Raw genomic sequence first — 18637 nt, 5'->3', positions numbered from 1 at the left:
CCGGCGCCCGCCGCGTCAAGCCTTGAGCAGGCGCGGCAGCTCCCTGGCCTTGGGCGCGTCCGGGAACAGCGACCGCGCCATTTTCTGCGGATCGACCTTGAACGCCTCGGCGCAGACCTGGGCGATCAGGGTATCCAGGCCCATGGTCGGGCGCAGGTCGCGTCCGTCGAGCAGGTCCGCCTGCGCGAGGCCGGGCCAGTCGGCCAGCACGCGGCCGCCCTGCACCGCCCCGCCGAGCAGCATGGCGGCGGCGCCGGTGCCGTGGTCGGTGCCGCCAGTGCCGTTGGCGGCCGCGGTGCGCCCGAATTCGGTGGCGACCAGCACCACGGTCTGGTCCCAGGCCGGGCCCAGGCCCTGGCGCAAGCCGGCCACCAGGGTGTCGAGGTTGCGCAGCTGGCTCGCCAGGCGGCCGTTCTGGCCGGTATGGGTGTCCCAGCCGCCGGTCTCGATCATGGCGATGCGCGGGCCGTCGGCGCGTGCCAGGAAGCCTGCCGCCATGCGCGCCAGCTCGCCCGGCTCCTGGCGCCGCGCCCGGCCATCCATGCCGCCCGCCATGCCGCGCGCGTCGAGGGCGGCCGACCACAGGGCGTGCAGCTGGGCGTCGTTGGCGTACAGCTGCTGCACGCGCAGCATCAGGTCCTCGTTGGCGTCGGGCAGCGAGGAAGGCGCGTAGGATGGCACCGGCAGCGCGCCGCGCAGCGCCATCGGCACCGTCGGGGCGAAGGCGATCGCATCCTTGCCGCGCTGCGAGAGCATGCCGACCAGGCGGTTCATCCAGCCGTCCTTCAACGCGTAGGGAGCGCGCCCGCCGGTTTCCAGGATGTTCTGGCCATCGAAGTGGGAGCGTTCGCGGTAGGGCAAGGCCACCGCGTGGAAGAAGCTGGCCTGGCCGGCCCCGTACAGGCCATGCAGCGTCGCCAGCGACGGGTGCAGCGCGAAGCTGCCGTCCAGCTGGAGCGCCGTTTCCGGCTCGACCGCGAGCGCACCGCGCAGGCGCGCATAGCCCGGGTCGGCGGTCGGGATCACGGTGTGCAGGCCGTCGGCGGCGCCGCGCTGGATGATGAAGACGAAGCGGCGCTCGGTGGGCAGCGGCCCGCCGGCAAAGGCGATGCGGGGCGCTGCCAGAAGGGCGGCGGCGCCGGCCAGGAATGCGCGTCGGTCGAGGCTCACGTTTACCTCCTCAGGAAGTCGGGGGAAGCCAGCAACAGCGCGAGCGCCGTGGCTGGACTATCGGAACGGGCGATTGCCTGGCGCGTGTCCTCGCCGAGAGCGCCCGGCAGGATTCGGGGCGCCAGCGCGCGCGCATCGATGCCGGCGCCGCCCTGGCTGCCCAGGCGCTGCGCCACCTCGACGCGGCGCAGCAGGGCATCGGGCGCGGCCCAGCTGGCGGCCAGGTCGCCGTAGCCGGCCGGCGAACCGGGACGCCAGACCGGCTGGCCGAGCTGGTTCATCAGGTTGGCCGCCTGCTGGGCCGGCATCTCGCGCCGCCCCATGGCGCGCAGGCTGGAAATGCCCCAGTCCCAGGGCGACTTGAACTTGCCCGGGCCCGGCGCCCAGGTCTCCGGCGCCTGCACCAGTTCACGGTAGACACTGGGCAGGTCGCCGCCACTCTTGCGGAAGGTCTCTCGGAGCCGCAACACCAGGGCCGCGGGCGGCTCGTCGGCCACGAAGTGGCGCGCCAGTTTCAGCGCGATGTGGTCGGCGGTGGCCGGCGCCGCGGCCAGGTCGCGCAGGATGGCGCGCCCCTGGTCTTCGCCGCCCGGCGGGTAGCTGCGACCGAGCACGCGCCGGACGCCCGGCTCGTGCAGGAAGGGCGCGAAGCGGAAAGGCGCTGCCTGCTGCGCGGCGTCGGCATTGTCGGCGTCGTCGGGCAGGGTCCAGCCGGTGAGCGCGCGCGCGAACTCGGTGACGTCCTCCTGGGTATAGCCGCTGCGCACCCCGAGCGTGTGCAGCTCGAGGATCTCGCGCGCCAGGTTTTCGTTCAGGCCCCGGTTGTTCTGCTGGCGCCGGCGCGCCCGCATCCCGGCCGGGCTGTCCGGGCCGGTGGAGCGGGCCTGGTCGAGGAACACCAGCATGGCCGGATGACGCACCGCCGCCAGCAGCAGGTCGTCGAAACGTCCCAGGATGTGAGGACGGATGGCGTCCAGCTCGAAGCTGCCGGCCAGGCCGGTCACGGGATTCTTGTCGACCGAGACGGCGAAGTGATTCGACCAGAAGTGCACCAGGCGCTCGGCGAAGGGCGTGGGCGTCTGCAGGGAGGTGGCCACGCGCGCACCGATGGCGCTGCGGTAGGCCTCGCCCGCCTTGCGGCGCCAGGTTCCGCGCACGGCATTGCGCTCTTCCTTCGGTGCCTGGCGCACGGCGCGCTGCTCGGCGACCCAGTCGGCGACAACCTGCGGGCTGCGGGGAATCGCCTGCCAGGCCGGTGGCCGCGGGTCGTAGCGGTCGAACTGGGACAGCAGCCAGCGGCGCGGGTCGCCGGGCACTCCCTCGTCGGGGCGGGCGCCAAGCCCGAAGCGGTTGAGGGCGATCGATTCAGTCGTCATGGGGCGAAGTGTGGAATCGGTTGATCGGAAACATGCAGACCATATCTGTATTCCTTTCGACGCACAGAAAAGTTCCAACTATTTCTTGCCGAAATCACGCCCCGCCTCGGGCCCGTGCTTTTCCTGTCAGGCGGCGGCCGGGACGGCCGTGCGCAGGCGCCGGATCAGCGCATCCGGGTCGGCATCGACCTGCATCAGCCCGACGTGTTCGGGCCGCACGAAACCTTCCTCGCACTGGTGACGCACGAAGTCCACCAGGCCGTCCCAGAAACCGTTGGCGTTGAGCAGGCCGATCGGCTTGGCGTGGATGCCGAGCTGGGACCAGGTGAGCATTTCGAACAGCTCTTCCAGCGTGCCCATCCCGCCCGGCATGGCGATGAAGCCTTCGGACAGTTCGGCCATCATGGCCTTGCGTTCGTGCATGTCCTTCACCACGAACAGCCGGGTCAGGCCGGCGTGGCCGACTTCCCGCTCGACCAGGGCCTTCGGGATCACGCCGGTGGCTTCGCCGCCCAGGCGCAGCACCTCGTCGGCGATCACGCCCATCAGGCCGACCTTGCCGCCGCCATAGACCAGGCCGATGTTGTGCTCCACCAGCGCGCTGGCCAGGCCGCGCGCGGCATCGGTGTAGAGCGGATTGACGCCGTGCGAGGCGCCGCAGTAGACGGCCAGGGTTTTCATGGGTCGGGAGCCAGTAAAACGTTACAGGAAATCGGCGCCGGGCCTGGCCTCGGCGGACAGCTTCTTGAGGTATTCCTCGGACAGCTTCTCGAACAGCAGGCGGGTGTCGCCGCGCAGGTAGGGGCCGACCATCGACAGCACCTGGTAGCAGCCGCGCGCGAGCGCGTCGGCGATGGCCTGCTGCTCGCTGTACTTGCGCGGGTTGCGCACGTACTCGTAGGACAGCCAGTAGGTCGCCACCACTACCATGTTGGTGGCCATCGCACCGATCTGCTGGTCGCCCGCCTCGAGCGAGCCTTCGCTGCGCAGGTCTTCGCACAGCTGGCGCGCCACCTTGATCTTGTGGGCCAGGATCGCCTTGAAGTGCAATTCGAGCTTGCGGTTGCGCGACAAGAGGTCGTTCAGGTCGCGGTAGAAGAAGCGGTAGCGCCAGATCAGCTCGAACATCAGGTGCAGGTAGAGCCACACGTCTTCCATGTTCGAACGGCGTCCGGCCGGCACGGTGAGGATGCGTTCGATCTCCGCCTCGAACTGGACGAAGATCGAATTGACGATGTCGTCCTTGTTACGGAAGTGATAGTACAGGTTGCCGGGCGAGATGTTCATCTCCTCGGCGATGACCGTCGTCGTGATGTTCGGCTCGCCGAACTCGTTGAACAGCCTGAGCGAGAGCTCGAGGATGCGTTCGCGGGTCCGGCGCGGAGCTTTTTGTTGCATGAAGGGCGAAGTAGGTGACTCGAGCCGCGAGGATAACACCAAATGCTGTCAATGAGACAGCATTGGCGTGGGTGCTCAGGCGCCTTCGTCTTCCTCGGGCGCATCGAGCGTCGGCGGGCGGCGGGGCCGCTTCCTGGGTGCATCCGGCGGGGGCAGGCGCGCATTCAGCTCCCCCAGCATCATTTCGAGCTCGTCGACGCGGCGGCGCAGCGCCTCGACCTCGCTCGCGGCCGGCACGCCGATGGTGGCCAGGGCGCGCGCGACGCGCTCCTCGAACACCTGTTCCAGCTTGCCCCAGGAACCGCTGCCGCGCCGGCTTGCCCGTTCGGCGGCGCGCGCCACCGTGCCGGTGGCTTCCTCGACTTCGCGCGCCCGCCTGGCCAGCACGCTGCCGTCGCGCACCAGGCGCGTGAACGAGCGCCCGCCCTCGCCCGCTTCCTGCGCCCTGGCGAAGGCGCCCAGGCCGGCCTGCCAGATCTGCTGGGCCGATGCGCGCACGGCGCGGGCCAGCGCCTCGTCGTCGTCTGCCGCGGGGAGTTTCTTGCTCATGGCTGCTCCTGAAGGTCCCGGTGCAGACGATTCTAGGCGCGTACGGTAGAACGGAGATTCTAAAGCGCCGCGGAGCGCGAGCGCGACAATGCCAGCGCCTCACGCACACGCTCGCGCAGGGTCGCCGCCGCCACCGGCTTCGCATAGTGGGCGTCGGCGACGCCGGTGCGCAGCGCGGACTCGATCTCGGCCAGGTCCTGCTGCCCGGTGAGCATCAGGCGCACGGTGCGCGGATGGCGCGCGGCGACCTGCGCCAGCACCTCGGTGCCGCGCATGCCGGGCATGGCCTGGTCGCACAGGATCACCTCGACCGGTTCGCGCTCGAGCAGCGCCAGCGCCTCCGGTCCGGAAGGGGCGCTCAGCACGCGCACCGGTTCGTCGGACAGCATGTCGGCCAGCACGGCCAGCATGAAGGGATCGTCGTCCACCAGCAGGATGGCCGGCTGGGACGCCTTGGCTGCCGGAACGCGCAGGAAGGCTTCCAGCTCGGCCACGAAGCTGTCCGGCTCGATCGGCTTGCTGATGTAGCCGTCGAAGCCGGCGGCCAGCACCTTCTCGCGGTCCCCGGCCATGGCCAGCGCGGTCACGGCCAGCACCGGGACACCGGCCAGCGCCGGCTCGGCCTTGAGCGCGGCCAGCACACTGAAGCCGTTCATGTCCGGCAGGTTGACGTCGCAGGCCACCAGGTCGGGCGGCGTGGCGCGGGCGGCTGCAATGCCGCGCGCGCCGTCGGGGGCGCTGACGGCGGTGTGTCCGTAGGCGGTGAGCAGAAACGCCATCAGCTCAACGTTCGCGGGATTGTCTTCGATGATCAGGATGCGGGCCAAGTCGGCCTCCGGTGGCGGCGTTGCGCTTACTGTAACACGCGCGCATTGTAAATACAGCCCCTCAGGCTAAGGCATGGGCCGTGTCTGCTGCCCGGTGTGGCCGGCGCCGGCGATCTCGTGCATCACCGTATCGAGCACGCGCGGGTTGCGGCCCAGCGCCACGTGGCCGACGCCGCCGAAGGCCAGGTTGCGCGCGCCCGGCAGTTCGCTCGAGGTCTGCGGCGCAATGATGTTGTCGTGGTGCGAGAAGATCGAGGTGACCAGGGCGCGCGCCGCCGCGTCCTCGCCGCCCGCCAGTGCGCGCAGCCAGGCGCATTCGGGCGGCTCGTCGCGCACCATCCGCCGCATCTGCGCGGCGTTCAGGCCGAGCCCGAAGGCGGCCAGGCAGGTACCGTGGTGGGGCGTGCCGAGCGTGATCACGCGCGCCACCTTGGCGGTGCCGCAGGCACGCATCCAGGCGCGCGCCACCAGCCCGCCCATGCTGTGCGCGACGACGATCACCTTCTCCGCGCCGCTCGCCGCCAGCAGCGCCTGCACCGCCTGCTCGACCAGCGGCGCGTAGCCGTCGATGTCGCCGGTGAGCGGTTCGAGGTCGACCGAGGCATGGCTGATGCGCGCGGCGTCCAGGCGCGGCAGCAGGTGCGACCAGTAGCCGCTGTTGCAGCCGTAGCCATGCAGCAGCAGCACCGGCGGCACGCTGGAGCCCGGATGAATGCGGGTGCGGGCGCTGGCGCGCGGCATGGTCCAGGAGGACTGCAGCATGCTGGCGCTGAACTCCTCGAAGAACATGCGCAGGCGCGCGCCGAGGCCCAGCTGGTATTCGCCCGGCGTCGGGCTGGCGAAGCGCGCACTCATGACGAAGTTGTTGGCGTTGATGAGCAGGCGCACCAGCACCACGCTGCCCAGGCCCGCACCAAACGCCAGCCAGCGGCCGGCGCCGAAGATCTGCACCGCGGCCAGGCCGATGCCAAGTGCGGCGAGCGCCTGGACGACGAGCAGCAGCTGGAGCAGGCGGCGCGCGCTCATGTCGCCGCTTTCAGGAATGTGCGTCGTGATGGTCCCATCGTCCCTCTCTTGCGTTTTCCCTAGTGTACGTCAAAGGGAAACCTGTCCGGTGCGGGAGACCGGCGGGGAAAAGCCTAGCTGCATGACGGGAAGTCGTCCTTGCGGGCCATGAACACGAAATGCGAGCGCAGCGGCGGCAGCAGGGTCGCGAGCGTCTCCGACATCAGATGCGGCGCCCTGGCCAGCATGCGCGCCAGTGGCGGTGCGAGGAGCAGGGTCCGATAATGGCGCTCGCGCGCCGGCCACAGGCGCGTGAGCTCAGTCCTGGTCAGCCTGCGGACGTTGGCGTTGCCTGGATTGTTATAGCGGAAGTCGAAAATCATGCACCAGCCGCCAGGCCGCAGCGTACGCCACATGTGCGCGGCAAGCGCCTGCCGCGCGCTGTCGGCGAGGACCGAGGAGAACACCGTGTGCGCGGTGACCAGGTCGATGCTGCTGTCCGTCATGTGCTCGAGTCCGCCGAGATGCCAGTGCACGCCCTGCGCCGTGGTGCGCCGCGCCGCGTCCAGGCGTTCGGGCAACAGCTCGGTTCCCGTCAGGTTGGCCGGATCGGCGCCCCAGTCGATGAGCTGGCGCAGGAAACTACCGGTGCCGCAACCGACGTCCAGCACCTTCAGCGCTGCCATATTGCGCCCGACGGTTCTTCCGAACATGGCGCCGAAGATACGCATCCGGTCCGCACTCTGTCGCAGTACTTCAGGACGCAGCCGCTCGTAACGCGGCAGGGCCCGTCCCCCGCTCCATTGCTGATAGGTTCGTACAACGCGTTCGTGCTCCAGCTCGTTTTCCATCGCGGCTCCTTTGGCGTCAAGGCCTTCGTCCACGATTTTCTGCATTGATGCAGCATGTAACTTGAGCATTAGCAGTTTGACCGGCGTCTTAACAAATCTTTACACTGTGCGCCGCCCCCGGTGCTGCTACAAAGAATATTTGCCTCCTGGGCCCTGGAGGCAAATATTCCATGCACGCTATTTTTTCGGCGCGTGCTGCAGGATTTCGCGCGCGATCCCGCGCAGGATGTTGACTTCCTCGGTCTCGAGCCCGGTACGCGCAAACAGGCGCTTCAGACGCGGCATCAGCTTCTTCGGATTGTTCGCGTCGAGGAAGCCGATCGCCACCAGCGCTTCTTCCAGGTGCGCATACATGCCGTCGACCTGGGCCAGGCTGGCGGCGTCGCCGTGGAAGCCGACGCCGCGCTCTTCCACCGTGTCGCCGGTGGCCGCCAGCCGGCATTCGTAGGCCAGTACCTGGGCCGCCTGCGACAGGTTCAGGGACGAGTAATCCGGATTGGACGGGATGTTGATCAGGACGTTGCAGCCCTCGACGATCCCGTTCGGCAGGCCGACCCGCTCGTTGCCCAGAATGAGGGCCGGATGCACGTCCGCCTGCGCCGCCGCATGGGCGGCAAAGGCGCGCGGCGTCCACACCGGCGGCGAGAATTCGCGCAGGCGCGCCGACACGGCGGCGGCGAAGTTACAACCGTCCAGGGCTTCGCCAATGCTGCCGACGATGCGCGCATTGGCCAGCACGTCGCCCGCGCCGCTGGCGAAGGCCACCGCCTCCGGATCGTTCAAGGGATCGGCGCAGCGCGGCGCGACCAGCACCAGTTCGCTGAAACCCATGGTTTTCATCGCCCGCGCAACCGAGCCGACATTGCCCGCGCGGCTGGTCTCGACCAGTACGAAACGGAGCCTTTTGAACAGAGATGTGTTGATTTCGGTCGGGTTCATTTAAAATAGCGCCATCGCGCGGTGCGGGCGCTTGATTTCCTGGTGAAGTAAGTCCGGGATTTTAACGGGTTCGGCACCGCTTTGCTCTTTGTCATCCTCTATTCAGCAGACCGTTCACGGCGCATCACAGCGTGGTGGGCGTTCGCGTTTTTTCCACGGAAGCCCCATGCACCCAATGCTCAACACGGCCATCAAGGCCGCCCGCCGCGCCGCCACCGTCATCAACCGCGCGTCCTTCGACCTTGATCGCATCACCATTTCTGAAAAAAATCACAACGATTTCGTCACCGACATCGACCAGGCGGCCGAGGCGGCCATCGTGGAAACCCTGCTGAAGGCCTACCCTGACCACGCCATCCTGGCGGAAGAGTCGGGTGCGTCGAAGAACCTGAATGACGAGAGCGAAAACGTGTGGATCATCGACCCGATCGACGGCACCACCAACTTCCTGCACGGCTACCCCAATTACTGCATCTCGATCGCCCTGCAACAGAAAGGCGTGATCACCAACGCCCTGGTCTACGACCCGGTGCGCAATGACCTGTTCACCGCCACCAAGGGCGCCGGCGCCTACCTGAACGACAAGCGCATCCGCGTGCGCAACCACGACCGCATCGGCAAGGCCCTGCTGTCGTCGGGCCACGGCCCGGATCCGCGCGCGCTGGCCGAATACCTGCGCATGTACGAAGTCGTCGCCTCGCGCTGCCACGGCGTGCGCAGCGCCGGCTCGGCCGCACTGGAACTGGCCAACGTGGCCGCTGGCCGCATCGACGGCTTCTACGAGAAGGGCCTGAAGGTCTGGGACATCGCCGCCGGTTCGCTCTTGGTGACCGAAGCGGGCGGCATCGTCGGCGAATTCAATGGCGAATCGGACTACCTGCACAAGGGCGACGTCATCGCCGCCGGCCCGAAGGTATTCGGCGCAATGGTGCCGCTGCTGTCGGCTTTCGCATAATCGCGTAGAATACGCCTGTGCTTCCGGGTGCGCCGTTGTTCTACCCTGCGTGCCCGCGTCACCGGACTGGAAAGTCCCGGTCATAAACTTTCCATAGAGAAACAATTCCTCTATAATCCCGGCTGTCTTGCCTGTGTTCCGATCTTGTATCGGTTGCGGGCGGCAGCGTCCGGCGCTTCCGCGGCACGCACCGCGACCGCCAGCAATGACTAATCCGTTTTACCTGGACTGGCGCCATCCGGCGGCGGGCCAACCTTTATTGAGAATCTATGTCATTTTCTACTCTCGGTTTATCCGACGCAATCGTTCGCGCGGTAACTGAACAAGGCTACACCTCCCCGACGCCCATCCAGGCCCAGGCCATTCCCGCCGTCCTGAACGGCGGCGACCTGCTGGCCGGCGCCCAGACCGGCACCGGCAAGACCGCCGGCTTCACCCTGCCGATCCTGCAACGCCTGTCGACCGATGCGGTCGGCGCTGCGCTGAAGAGCAAGACCGCCCCGCGCGCCATTCGCGCGCTGGTGCTGACCCCGACCCGCGAACTCGCGGCCCAGGTCGAGGAAAGCGTGCGCCTGTACGGCAAGTACACCAACCTGAACTCGGCCGTGATCTTCGGCGGCGTCGGCATCAACCCGCAGATCAAGCTGCTCAAGCAGGGTATCGACGTGCTGGTCGCCACCCCGGGCCGCCTGCTCGACCACGTCGGCCAGCGCACCGTCGACCTGTCCAAAATCGAGATCCTGATCCTGGACGAAGCCGACCGCATGCTCGACATGGGCTTCATCCACGACATCAAGAAGGTGCTGGCGGTGCTGCCGCCGAAACGCCAGAACCTGCTGTTCTCGGCTACCTTCTCGGACGAGATCAAGGCCCTCGCCGACAAGCTGCTGAACAACCCGGCATCGATCGAAGTGGCGCGCCGCAACTCGACCGTGGAAGTGATCGCGCAAAAGATCCACCCGGTGGACCGCGACAAGAAGCATCCGATGCTGTCGCACCTGATCAAGGAAAACAGCTGGAACCAGGTGCTGGTGTTCACCCGCACCAAGCACGGCGCCAACAAGCTGGTGGAACAGCTGGGCAAGGATGGCATCGGCGCGATGGCGATCCACGGCAACAAGAGCCAGACCGCGCGCACCAAGGCGCTGGCCGAGTTCAAGGACGGCAGCCTGCAGGTGCTGGTGGCCACCGACATCGCGGCGCGCGGCATCGACATCGACCAGCTGCCGCACGTGGTGAACTACGACCTGCCGAACGTGCCGGAAGACTATGTGCACCGGATCGGCCGTACCGGCCGCGCCGGCGCGACGGGTGAAGCGGTGTCGCTGGTCTGCGTCGACGAGCACCAGATGCTGAAAGACATCGAAAAGCTCATCAAGCAGACCCTGCCGCGTCACGTGATCCCGGGCTTCGAGCCGGACCTGAACGCCAAAGCCCAACCGATCCAGTTGCGCAGCGGCGCACCGGGCCACAATAACCGTGGCGGCGGCCGTCCAGGCGGGAACCGCAGCGGCCAGGGCCAGCCCCGCAGTGCCGGCGCTGGCGCCGGCAGCAATGGTGGCGGCGGCAACACCGGCCGCACTGCGCCGAGCGGCAATCGCCCTGCCGGCGCCAACGGCGGCAACCGCAACGGCAACAGCGCCAGCCGCGGCCCGCGCACGGGTTCCGCCCCGCGCCGCGACCGCTAAGCAAACAGGGCAGCCACCGCTGCCCTCCCTTCAAGAGGGTCAGCCTCGACTGGTCGGAAACCTTAAAATTTCCGCCTGATTCGACGCTGACCCTTGTTGCGTTCAGAGGGAAGGTATTTATATTTGATCACTCAAGTAGTTGCAAAGTTTAGGCCGCCACTATATATTTGAGCAATCAACTATTCCTCAAAGACTGGATCCTGACATGACCGACCACAACGACACCACCCCTGAGTCGAATGCACCACTCGACAGCCCCACCAGTGAGTTCTGCCTGCGCATGTCGCGTGCATGGGCAGCCCTGTCGCGGCGCCTCGACAGTTCCCTCGGCAGCTTGCACGGCATTAGCTTTGCCGATTACCAATTGCTGCTGAACTTGCAGCGCGCGCCGGGTGGACGCCTGCGCCGCGTTGACCTGGCCGAGAAGCTCGGCCTGACCGCCTCCGGCGTCACCCGCTCGCTGCTGCCGCTGGAGAAGATCGGCCTGGTCGGCCGCCAGAGCGATCCGCGCGACGCCCGGGTGGGTTACGCCATCATCACCCCGACCGGCAGCGAGCTGGTCATGAACGCCAGCGTGGTGGTGGACAACGTCAGCCGCATGCTGCTGGGGGCGCCTTCGCGCGCGCAGATCGATGCGACTTCAAACCTGCTGGCCCAGCTGGGAGGCGGCCAATAGTCTTTTGTTGGTTGTGGCACTGAAGAATCGGCTACGATGACGAGTCGCCATCACGAAATTTCCGCATGCCGAAATTCGCTGCCAACCTGAGCCTGATGTTCAACGAGCTGCCCTTCCTCGAGCGCTTCGCCGCCGCACGGACGGCCGGCTTCGATGCGGTCGAGTTCCTGTTCCCGTATGCCTTCGAACCGGAGCGTATCACCGCGCGCCTGCAGCGTTACGGGCTCGAACTGGTGCTGCACAACCTGCCGGCCGGCGACTGGGCCGCGGGCGAGCGCGGACTCGCCTGCGATCCGCGCCGCAGCGCGCAATTCCAGGACAGCGTCGGCCTGGCGATCGACTATGCGCTCGAGCTTGGCGTGCGCCGCCTGCACTGCCTGGCCGGCCGGCTGCCGCCCAACGTGACGCTCGAGCGCGCCCACGCCGCCTATGTCGCCAACCTGCGCCATGCCGCCCTGCGCTGCCGCGAGCACGGCATCACGCTCCTGATCGAACCGATCAACGACCGCGACATGCCCGGCTATTTCCTCACCGGGACGGCGCAGGCGGCCGCAGTCATCGCGGAGGTCGGCGCGCCGAATTTGCGCCTGCAGTACGACATCTACCACATGCAGCGGATGGAGGGCGAGCTGGCGGACACGATCCGCCGCCACCTTCCCCTGATCGGCCACATCCAGCTGGCCGACGTGCCGGGCCGCCACCAGCCCGGCACCGGCGAGATCGACTTCCCCACCCTGTTCAGGCTGCTGGACGAGCTCGGCTACGAGGGCTGGGTCGGTTGCGAATACCTGCCGCAGGGTGCGACCGTCGCTTCGCTCGGCTGGCTGAATGAAGAGCGCAAACGCCATGCAGGCCGGTTGGACAATGTCTGACCATTCGGGCAACATCAAGTTTTATTCTACCGAGGAACCGCGATGATCCAGGGACTGCGCACCGTCATCTACCCCGTCACCGACCTGACGCAGGCGAGCGCCTGGTACGCGCAGGTGCTCGGCCGGGCGCCCTATTTCAGCGAAGTGTTTTACGTCGGCTTCGAGGTCGGCGGCTTCGAGCTGGGGCTGATCCCCGACGGCCAGCCCGGCAGCGCCGGCGCCACCGCCTACTGGGGCACCCAGGACATCGACGCCGAAGTGGCGCGCTTGACGGCGCTGGGCGCGGAAGTCGAGTCGCCGGTGGCGGACGTCGGCGGCGGCATCCGGGTCGCCACCGTGCGCGATCCCTACGGCAACCTGTTCGGCGTGATCGAGAATCCGCATTTCGACCGCAACAAGGTGGCGTAAATCGGAAGGATGCGGCCGTCTAATCTCAAGCAATTGACGGCCAGCAAAACTTCACTAGACGGAGTTTGAAACAATGGGGACTTTCGGGCCGGCCGCCGGCAAGAAAGGACCCACATGCTGCGCTTTCTCTCGATCCGCCCCCTTGTCCTGATTCCGCTCCTGTGGGCCCTGCTGCTGGGCGGCTGCGGCACGACCACCGGCGGGCCGGTCAGCCTGCAGGAAGTGCGCGAATTCGCCGACGCCTCGGCGCGCCTGGGCGGCTACGCCGAACTGGCGCGCCGCTACCGCGACACCTACGAGCGCGAGCAGCCCTACCTGTCCCCCGCCGCCGACAAGCTGGCGCGCGAGAACGACGCCAAGCGCAAGGCAGTCTTCGACGACTTCATCGCCATCCAGAAGACGCTGGTGCTGTATATGCAGACCCTGGGCCTGCTGGCCGGCGACGCGCGCTACGACTTGTCCGAACGCATCGACGATCTCGGCAATGGACTAAAAGCGAATACGGAATCGGGGCTGCACCAGCGCCACATCACTGCCTACACCGGCATGACCCGGCTGCTGACGCGAGTGATCGCCTCCGGCTACCAGAACCGCAGCGTGGAAACCATGGTGCGCGACGGCGATGCCGATGTGCAGACGCTATTGGAGGCCATGATCTCGCTCACCCGCCTTTACTACAAGACCAACGAGAATGAAAAGAAAACGATCCTCGGCATCTTCGACGTCGAGATCCCCTTTTCGGCGCGCAACTCGGACCGCATGCTGGTCACGCTGGCAAAGGTGCATTACCTGAACAAGGCCACCGAATACAAGCTTGTCGACCGCCGCTACGAACTAGCCCTGCAGGGTCTGACCAAGGTGGCGCTGGGGCACCAGAAGATGCGCGAGAACCTCGGCAAGCTGTCGGAAGCTGAAATCCGGCGCCTGCTGGCCAACTACGGACGCGACCTGCGCACCATCCGCGACGGGCTGTCCGGCGACTGACAGGAGAGCACATGGCTACCACCCCGACCCGACCCGGCAGCGCCGCTTCCTCAGCCGCTTCCTCAGCCGACTCCTCCGCCGACTCCTCCGCCGCGCTGGCCCCCTCTGACGCGGGCGACGCCGGCGCCGCCGTGCTGCCGGACGGCGCCGCGAAAGCGGCGGCGCCCGCACCCGCCAGCGCCCTGTCGAGCCTCGAGAAGATCGTCGAGCTGGCCGACCACCTGTCGGCCTGCGCCGACCAGCTCCACGAGCGCGTACTGCAGGAAATCCGCAGCTATGGCGGCAAACCGGTGCCGGCCAAGGTGCAGGACCGCGCCCGCGCCCTGTTCGACGACGAGGTCTTGCTGCGCCAGCGCGCCAACGGCCTGCACGCCGACGCCGCGGCCCTGGTCGTCAAGGGCCTGGGCAAGCAGCAGGCCCAGCTGATCAAGCTCACCGCCGATGCGGCCGAGAAAATCCGCAGGATCGGCGTCATCGGCGAAGTTACGGGCCTGGTCGGCGGCCTGCTGGCGCTCGCAGGGGCGGCCGCCACCGGCCAGCCGGTCGCGATTCTCGCTGCCATCGAAAAGATCGAGAAGCACGGCAAGACGCTCAATGCCCTCAAGCCAAAACCGCCGGCAAAAGCGAGCTGAACACACCCCGCACCGGCCTGGCGGGCTCAGCTCATATGCTGTCCGCCATTGATCGCCAGGTTGGCTCCGGTGACGAAACCGGCCGCGTCCGACACCAGCCAGGACACCATGCCCGCCACTTCGTCGGGCCGTCCCAGCCGCCCGACCGGGATCTGAGGCAGGATGCGTTCGTGCAGCACCTGCGGCGGCACCTCGTGCATCATGCGCGTGTCGAGCTGGCCCGGCGAGACCGTGTTGACGGTGACCCCATGGCGCGCCGACTCCAGCGCCAGCGACTTGGTCAGCCCGTGCAGGCCGGCCTTGGCGGCCGCGTAGTTGGCCTGGCCGCGCGCTCCCTGCTGCGCGCTGACCGAAGCGATGTTCACGATGCGCCCCCAGCCCTGCGCGACCATCGGTTCGATGGCATGGCGCGCCATATTGAAAGCGCCGTCGAGGTTGACGCCCATGACTGCGTGCCAGTCATCCACGGCCATCTCGCGCAGGGTGCGGTCACGCGTCAGTCCGGCGTTATTGACCAGCACGTCGATGCGGCCGGTATGGGCCAGCAGCCGCTGCACGGCGCGTGCCGCCCCGTCGAAGTCGGCCACGTCGGCCTCGAGGGCGATGAAGTCCATGCCCTCGCGGCGCTGGCTGGCCAGCCATTCGCGATGCTGGTGGTTGGAAGGCGAAAAAGTGGCGGCGACGGTAAAGCCGTCGAGGTGCAGGCGGCGGCACAAGGCCGTGCCTAGTCCGCCCATGCCCCCGGTGATGAGGGCGACGCGTTTGCTCATGAAAGAATCCCCTGGACTTGGTTGTCGGCATCTCTCGGGGACAGTCCATGCCGGACCGTCCCCGCGGACGCGATCTACCGAGTGTAGGGAAACAGCCCCTGCAACTTTTTGACCGAAATCAAGCCAGAATGGGGGCGGACACCGTCAAGCGATGAGCTGGGGACGGCTGGCCGGGTCGAAATCGGCCCAATCGCCATCGACGATGTTGCCCTCGGCACGCTCGATATGGTGGGCGCCGAGCCGGCGCAGCACGTCGACCGCGCGCTCGGCCATGCCGGCGTCGTCGAAGGCCACGGCCACCAGCATGCCGGCTTCGCGCGGCGGCACCCGGTTTTCGTTGCTGCCTTCTTCGGATTCGCCGCGTTCCTTCATCTTCGAAAAACTGAACAGCGAGCCGACGTGGCCGCCGACCAGGCCGCCGACGACCATGCCCAGCGGCCCGGTGACCGGTGCGGTGGCCGCGCCAATCACGGCGCCGACCGCGCCGCCGGTGGCGACGCCCTGCACGACGCCCTCCGGCGTCTCCTTGGCGCCGGGGGACTGCAGATGGTCGCCGCCGATCGGGGTCTGGTCGTGCTGGCCCGGTTGGCTCAGGTAAAAGCCGCTGATGCGGCCGGCGTCGAAACCGGCATCGGCGAGCGCATGGCGCGCGCGGTCGACGTCATCCTGAAGCTGAAAACGCCCTGCAATAATAGTGGACATATGGATCTCTCCTGGATCGTGGTAACCCAACTATGCCCGCCGCCCGCGTATTGCTCTGTACGGACACGCACGCAGGCCGTCAGCGCCACTGCCCGTAGACCACCTGCGTACCGAAGGGTTCGTCGAACACGGGCTGGGGCTGCGCCGCCCAGTTGCGCGGATCGATGCGGAAGTATTTCAGGAACTCCTCGTACAGGTCGGGGTGGCGCGCGGCCAGCTCCCAGGGCTGCTCGAAGAAGCTTTCGGTGGCGACCGCGAAGAACTCGGCCGGGCTGCTGGCGCCGTAATGGTCGAGCACGCCCCGCTGTCCCCACATCGCGTCGCGCCGCAGCTCGGCGAAATTGCGCGACAGGACTTCCGACCAGCTGCGGTAGCGCGCGCTGCTGCCCAGGTAGGGGGCGCCATTGGTGCTGCCCGATTCGCTGTCGAGCTGGTGGGCAAACTCGTGCAGCACGACGTTCTGTCGGTCCGGCGCTCCGGCTGGCGAGGCATCGCTGTCTGCGCGCCGCACATGGTCCCAGGACAGGATGACGCGGCCGTCGCCCCAGGATTCGCCCAGCAGGTCCTGGCGCTGCTCGGTGACGACGCCGGCGGCGTCGACCTCGCGCCGCGGCACCAGGAAGGCGCCGGGATAGACCAGCACCGCATGCAGCGAAGGATAGAGAATGGCGGGCGCGGCACCGCCGGCGCGTCCCAGCACCAGCATGCAGGCCTGGGCCGCGATGGTGACGCGCATCTCGTCGGTCACCTCGAGGCCGGCGCAGCCGACAAAGCTCTTCTCGTGCAGGAACTGCTGGACCAGGCGCTGCAGGCGCTGCCGCTCCCCGGCGTCCATGCCGGCATACTGGGCCAGGTTGCGCTCCAGGATGGCGACCAGGGGCGGCGCCAGCGGGCGTGCCAGCGCGCGCCGCAGCCGCCACCGCGGCAGCAGCCAGGCCGCCAGCACTCCGGCCGCTACCAGGCCGGCGATGATGCCTTCCATGTCAGGCTTTCTGCGAAGAGGCGATCCAGTCCAGCACGTCGTCGGCGCCGCCGATCAGCCTGCCGCCGACGAATACCTGCGGCCAGGTCAGGCGGCCGGTCAGGCCGCGCAGCACGCTCGTCGTGATCTTCTGGTCTTCCGAAATCTCGGTGAACACGATCCCATTCTCGCTCAAGGCAGACTTGGCGCGCGCACAATGCGGGCAGCCGGGCCGCGAGAACACCACGACCGGCTCGGGAATCTTCGCATCCGGGTTGATGTAGCTCAGCATTGTATCGGCGTCGGAAACCTCGAACGGGTCGCCTTCGCGCTGGGGCTCGATGAAGATTTTGTCGATCACGCCGTCTTTGACCAGCATCGAGTAGCGCCACGAGCGCTTGCCGAAACCGAGCTCGCGCTTGTCGACCAGCATGCCCATACCCTCCGTGAAGTCGCCGTTGCCGTCCGGGATGACGGTGATGTTGGCGGCATCCTGCCCGGTCTTCCACTGGTTCATCACAAAGGCGTCGTTGACGGAAATGCAGAGGATGTCGTCGACACCGTTCTCGCGCAGTACCGGGGCCAGCTCGTTATAGCGCGGCAGGTGGGTCGAGGAGCAGGTGGGGGTGAATGCGCCCGGCAGCGAGAACACGATCACGGTCTTGCCCTTGAACAGCTCGTCCGTGCTGATGTCGCGCCACTCGTCGTCGGGGCGGGCCTTGAAGCTCACGCGCGGAACAGGTCTGCCCTGCAGGGACGCCGCGGTGGGTAATGAAACACTGGTTGGCATCGGTCTTCCTTTCCATGAAGCGGCAGCCTGGGCCGCGTTGGAAGGAAGTAGGGATTATTGACCGGATTTCAACGCATCGAGCTCAAATAATTGTTCAGCTGAAAAAAGAATAGCCGCGCTAGGCGCGGCTCGAATGACGACAGCGATCGTCGGACCGGCTTCACCGCGGGTCTCTGCCGCGGCGCGCCGGGGGCGCTATGAAGCGCGTTACTTGGCAGTCTGGCCCGGCGGCGGGCCGAACAGGGCTGCGACCAGCGGATCGCGGGTGACCGGGCTGCGGTTCACGCGGATCGCATAGTGGGTGTCGTCCGCCAGGATGTGGAAGTGGCGGCCGCTGCCGGCCATGTTCTGCTCGCGCAGGCCCGGACGCTCCTTGCGCGGGGCGGCGCCTTCGCGCTTCGGCTGGCAGATCGCGGCCAGGAAGGCCTTGACGCGGTCCTGGTCAGGGCAGATCTGGTACACGGCCTTGCCCAGGTAGGTGGCGGTGCCTTCGATGTAGCGGGCCAGTTCGATGACGCCGGCTTCGCGCAGGTCGCGGATGTACTTGCGCGCGCCCGACGGCGAGAATTTCAGGAACCAGGCGATTTCGTCGGCCAGCATTTCGTGGGTCGAGAGTTCGTTGATCAGCTTCTGCATGTTTTCGATCCGCCGCTGCGTGGCCGAGGTCGAACGGACACGTTCGATCGGCGCCAGCGAGATCGGCGCGCGCTCGGTCGGTTGTGGAGGAACGCGTTCGATCAGCGCAGAGTTGCTGGAAGTGTGCACCGCGCCGATGTCGCCTTGCACCGCGTTGTGATGGGTCGTTGCATGCATATTAGTGAGCTCCGTTATAGAGTGAGACTGTGTGGTCCGGGTCGCTGTGTGTCGTTTGACACCCTGACAACACCACGGGTTCCGCTTAACTGGCCTCAAGATTGCCTGCGTCAGCACTTACGGTCTGTGCGCCATCCAACATTCGGAATTATTCCAGCAAGCACTTTTGACATGCTCGCTTGCAAGATATGCGCAGTGGTGCATGTTTTGGCAGCAATAAAAAGACGCACCACAATGGTGCATGCACTGGTGATCTGTGGCTTTTTTACTA

At 67.1% G+C, this 18637-nt stretch carries 21 protein-coding genes; 7 read left to right on the top strand and 14 right to left on the bottom strand.

Features of this window, described 5'->3' with window-relative positions:
• Positions 1-15 precede the first annotated feature (15 nt).
• The 9 genes from AC56LU_RS18715 to AC56LU_RS18675 form a co-directional block, all read right to left on the bottom strand.
• Complete coding sequence (locus AC56LU_RS18715; RefSeq protein WP_497177119.1) at positions 16-1170, bottom strand: DUF1501 domain-containing protein; 1155 nt, start codon at positions 1168-1170, stop codon at positions 16-18.
• Positions 1171-1172: 2 nt separating this feature from the next.
• Positions 1173-2546: a DUF1800 domain-containing protein gene (locus tag AC56LU_RS18710; protein ID WP_497177118.1), complete on the bottom strand. Its 1374-nt coding sequence runs from the start codon at positions 2544-2546 to the stop codon at positions 1173-1175.
• A gap of 126 nt (positions 2547-2672) precedes the next feature.
• Complete coding sequence (locus tag AC56LU_RS18705; protein ID WP_497177117.1) at positions 2673-3227, bottom strand: LOG family protein; 555 nt, start codon at positions 3225-3227, stop codon at positions 2673-2675.
• 21 nt (positions 3228-3248) lie between these two features.
• Positions 3249-3944, bottom strand: a complete 696-nt coding sequence (locus tag AC56LU_RS18700) for a TetR/AcrR family transcriptional regulator (RefSeq protein ID WP_436106743.1) — start codon at positions 3942-3944, stop codon at positions 3249-3251.
• A gap of 75 nt (positions 3945-4019) precedes the next feature.
• On the bottom strand, positions 4020-4493 hold the full coding sequence (locus AC56LU_RS18695; RefSeq protein ID WP_497177116.1) for a phasin family protein: 474 nt from the start codon (positions 4491-4493) through the stop codon (positions 4020-4022).
• 59 nt (positions 4494-4552) lie between these two features.
• The gene (locus tag AC56LU_RS18690) at positions 4553-5320 is read right to left on the bottom strand and encodes a response regulator (protein ID WP_497177115.1); all 768 of its coding nucleotides are present in this window, start codon (positions 5318-5320) and stop codon (positions 4553-4555) included.
• Positions 5321-5386: 66 nt separating this feature from the next.
• Positions 5387-6346, bottom strand: coding sequence for an alpha/beta hydrolase (locus AC56LU_RS18685; RefSeq protein ID WP_497177114.1), 960 nt, complete (start codon positions 6344-6346; stop codon positions 5387-5389).
• A gap of 113 nt (positions 6347-6459) precedes the next feature.
• Positions 6460-7011 carry a class I SAM-dependent methyltransferase gene (locus tag AC56LU_RS18680; protein WP_497177113.1) on the bottom strand — a complete coding sequence of 184 codons (552 nt, stop codon included), beginning with the start codon at positions 7009-7011 and terminating at the stop codon, positions 6460-6462.
• A gap of 342 nt (positions 7012-7353) precedes the next feature.
• A complete protein-coding gene (locus AC56LU_RS18675; protein WP_497177112.1) occupies positions 7354-8115 on the bottom strand; it encodes an RNA methyltransferase in 762 nt (253 codons plus the stop codon).
• Positions 8116-8290: 175 nt separating this feature from the next.
• Between AC56LU_RS18675 and AC56LU_RS18670 the strand changes: the two genes are divergently transcribed.
• The 7 genes from AC56LU_RS18670 (at position 8291) to AC56LU_RS18640 (ending at position 14330) form a co-directional block, all read left to right on the top strand.
• Complete coding sequence (locus AC56LU_RS18670) at positions 8291-9070, top strand: inositol monophosphatase family protein (protein ID WP_497177216.1); 780 nt, start codon at positions 8291-8293, stop codon at positions 9068-9070.
• 269 nt (positions 9071-9339) lie between these two features.
• Positions 9340-10758 (top strand): DEAD/DEAH box helicase, encoded by a 1419-nt coding sequence (locus AC56LU_RS18665; RefSeq protein WP_497177111.1) that lies wholly within the window; start codon positions 9340-9342, stop codon positions 10756-10758.
• 205 nt (positions 10759-10963) lie between these two features.
• A complete protein-coding gene (locus tag AC56LU_RS18660) occupies positions 10964-11434 on the top strand; it encodes a MarR family winged helix-turn-helix transcriptional regulator (RefSeq protein ID WP_497177110.1) in 471 nt (156 codons plus the stop codon).
• A gap of 65 nt (positions 11435-11499) precedes the next feature.
• Complete coding sequence (gene hyi / locus AC56LU_RS18655) at positions 11500-12306, top strand: hydroxypyruvate isomerase (protein ID WP_497177109.1); 807 nt, start codon at positions 11500-11502, stop codon at positions 12304-12306.
• A gap of 42 nt (positions 12307-12348) precedes the next feature.
• On the top strand, positions 12349-12714 hold the full coding sequence (locus tag AC56LU_RS18650) for a VOC family protein (RefSeq protein WP_497177108.1): 366 nt from the start codon (positions 12349-12351) through the stop codon (positions 12712-12714).
• Between the two features lie 114 nt (positions 12715-12828).
• Positions 12829-13698, top strand: coding sequence for a hypothetical protein (locus AC56LU_RS18645; protein WP_497177107.1), 870 nt, complete (start codon positions 12829-12831; stop codon positions 13696-13698).
• Positions 13699-13709: 11 nt separating this feature from the next.
• Positions 13710-14330 carry a hypothetical protein gene (locus AC56LU_RS18640; RefSeq protein WP_497177106.1) on the top strand — a complete coding sequence of 207 codons (621 nt, stop codon included), beginning with the start codon at positions 13710-13712 and terminating at the stop codon, positions 14328-14330.
• Between the two features lie 26 nt (positions 14331-14356).
• On the opposite strand, the gene phbB is transcribed toward AC56LU_RS18640, so the two are convergent.
• The 5 genes from phbB to AC56LU_RS18615 all read right to left on the bottom strand — a co-directional run bounded on the left by phbB (position 14357) and on the right by AC56LU_RS18615 (position 18366).
• The gene (gene phbB, locus AC56LU_RS18635) at positions 14357-15100 is read right to left on the bottom strand and encodes an acetoacetyl-CoA reductase (RefSeq protein ID WP_497177105.1); all 744 of its coding nucleotides are present in this window, start codon (positions 15098-15100) and stop codon (positions 14357-14359) included.
• Between the two features lie 144 nt (positions 15101-15244).
• Positions 15245-15802, bottom strand: a complete 558-nt coding sequence (locus tag AC56LU_RS18630; RefSeq protein ID WP_497177104.1) for a hypothetical protein — start codon at positions 15800-15802, stop codon at positions 15245-15247.
• Positions 15803-15881: 79 nt separating this feature from the next.
• On the bottom strand, positions 15882-16784 hold the full coding sequence (locus AC56LU_RS18625) for a M90 family metallopeptidase (RefSeq protein ID WP_497177103.1): 903 nt from the start codon (positions 16782-16784) through the stop codon (positions 15882-15884).
• Position 16785: 1 nt separating this feature from the next.
• Positions 16786-17553 (bottom strand): glutathione peroxidase, encoded by a 768-nt coding sequence (locus tag AC56LU_RS18620; RefSeq protein WP_497177102.1) that lies wholly within the window; start codon positions 17551-17553, stop codon positions 16786-16788.
• Between the two features lie 207 nt (positions 17554-17760).
• Complete coding sequence (locus AC56LU_RS18615; RefSeq protein ID WP_159695665.1) at positions 17761-18366, bottom strand: winged helix-turn-helix domain-containing protein; 606 nt, start codon at positions 18364-18366, stop codon at positions 17761-17763.
• Positions 18367-18637: the final 271 nt, after the last annotated feature.

Source organism: Telluria sp. PB2R4 (assembly GCF_059685695.1).
Note: the sequence above shows the minus strand (reverse complement) of the source record. Positions and strands in the feature narration are given on the sequence as shown.

Excerpts from the sequence above, each read along its gene's own strand:
- AC56LU_RS18710 (WP_497177118.1), bottom strand. The coding sequence starts at position 2,546 with ATGACGACTGAATCGATCGCCCTCAACCGCTTCGGGCTTGGCGCCCGC.
- AC56LU_RS18705 (WP_497177117.1), bottom strand. The coding sequence starts at position 3,227 with ATGAAAACCCTGGCCGTCTACTGCGGCGCCTCGCACGGCGTCAATCCG.
- AC56LU_RS18700 (WP_436106743.1), bottom strand. The coding sequence starts at position 3,944 with ATGCAACAAAAAGCTCCGCGCCGGACCCGCGAACGCATCCTCGAGCTC.
- AC56LU_RS18695 (WP_497177116.1), bottom strand. The coding sequence starts at position 4,493 with ATGAGCAAGAAACTCCCCGCGGCAGACGACGACGAGGCGCTGGCCCGC.
- AC56LU_RS18685 (WP_497177114.1), bottom strand. The coding sequence starts at position 6,346 with ATGAGCGCGCGCCGCCTGCTCCAGCTGCTGCTCGTCGTCCAGGCGCTC.
- AC56LU_RS18680 (WP_497177113.1), bottom strand. The coding sequence starts at position 7,011 with ATGGCAGCGCTGAAGGTGCTGGACGTCGGTTGCGGCACCGGTAGTTTC.
- AC56LU_RS18675 (WP_497177112.1), bottom strand. The coding sequence starts at position 8,115 with ATGAACCCGACCGAAATCAACACATCTCTGTTCAAAAGGCTCCGTTTC.
- AC56LU_RS18670 (WP_497177216.1), top strand. The coding sequence starts at position 8,291 with ATGCTCAACACGGCCATCAAGGCCGCCCGCCGCGCCGCCACCGTCATC.
- AC56LU_RS18665 (WP_497177111.1), top strand. The coding sequence starts at position 9,340 with ATGTCATTTTCTACTCTCGGTTTATCCGACGCAATCGTTCGCGCGGTA.
- AC56LU_RS18660 (WP_497177110.1), top strand. The coding sequence starts at position 10,964 with ATGACCGACCACAACGACACCACCCCTGAGTCGAATGCACCACTCGAC.
- hyi (WP_497177109.1), top strand. The coding sequence starts at position 11,500 with ATGCCGAAATTCGCTGCCAACCTGAGCCTGATGTTCAACGAGCTGCCC.
- AC56LU_RS18650 (WP_497177108.1), top strand. The coding sequence starts at position 12,349 with ATGATCCAGGGACTGCGCACCGTCATCTACCCCGTCACCGACCTGACG.
- AC56LU_RS18645 (WP_497177107.1), top strand. The coding sequence starts at position 12,829 with ATGCTGCGCTTTCTCTCGATCCGCCCCCTTGTCCTGATTCCGCTCCTG.
- AC56LU_RS18640 (WP_497177106.1), top strand. The coding sequence starts at position 13,710 with ATGGCTACCACCCCGACCCGACCCGGCAGCGCCGCTTCCTCAGCCGCT.
- phbB (WP_497177105.1), bottom strand. The coding sequence starts at position 15,100 with ATGAGCAAACGCGTCGCCCTCATCACCGGGGGCATGGGCGGACTAGGC.
- AC56LU_RS18630 (WP_497177104.1), bottom strand. The coding sequence starts at position 15,802 with ATGTCCACTATTATTGCAGGGCGTTTTCAGCTTCAGGATGACGTCGAC.
- AC56LU_RS18625 (WP_497177103.1), bottom strand. The coding sequence starts at position 16,784 with ATGGAAGGCATCATCGCCGGCCTGGTAGCGGCCGGAGTGCTGGCGGCC.
- AC56LU_RS18620 (WP_497177102.1), bottom strand. The coding sequence starts at position 17,553 with ATGCCAACCAGTGTTTCATTACCCACCGCGGCGTCCCTGCAGGGCAGA.
- AC56LU_RS18615 (WP_159695665.1), bottom strand. The coding sequence starts at position 18,366 with ATGCATGCAACGACCCATCACAACGCGGTGCAAGGCGACATCGGCGCG.